The sequence below is a fragment of the Halorubrum sp. CGM4_25_10-8A genome (assembly GCF_005435025.1).
Taxonomy (GTDB): Archaea; Halobacteriota; Halobacteria; order Halobacteriales; family Haloferacaceae; genus Halorubrum; species Halorubrum ezzemoulense.
This window is the reverse complement of sequence record NZ_SGTX01000065.1, coordinates 1-440: the sequence shown is the minus strand read 5'-3', so window position 1 is coordinate 440 and position 440 is coordinate 1. Positions and strand designations below refer to the sequence as shown.

The 440-nt window shown below is 69.8% G+C and carries 1 protein-coding gene; it reads left to right on the top strand.

Going from position 1 to position 440, the window contains the following annotated elements; translation table 11 throughout:
* Positions 1-379: CoA ester lyase (locus EXE52_RS18135; RefSeq protein WP_158414009.1), on the top strand; the 379-nt coding region annotated here is incomplete at its 5' end.
* Between the last annotated feature and the right edge of the window lie 61 nt (positions 380-440).

Below are 440 nucleotides of genomic sequence, written 5' to 3'. Positions count from 1 at the left end.
CAGCTACCCCGGCCACTACTGGCACTACCAGCTCGCGCGCATCGCCCACGCGGCCAAGGCGCAGGGGTTACAGGTGATCGACGGTCCCTACGCCGAGATCGAGGACGCGGAGGGGTTCCGCGACTCCTGTCGGTGGGCGAGCCAGCTGGGCTGTGACGGCAAGTGGGCGATCCACCCGAGCCAGATCGAGCCCGCGAACGAGACGTTCGCGCCCTCGCCGGAGGAGGCCGAGAAGGCCCGGCGGATCGTCGACGCCTACGCGGAGGCGAAAGAACAGGGCAAAGGCGCCGTCTCGGTCGACGGCGAGATGGTCGACGAGGCGACCGACAAGATGGCCCGCGGCATCGTCGCGCGCGCCGAGCAGGCGGGGATACTGTAGCGCCGCCTCGTCTCGTCTGTAGCGCCGCCCCGTCTCGTTCCGTCTTTTTCGTCGCGTGGCC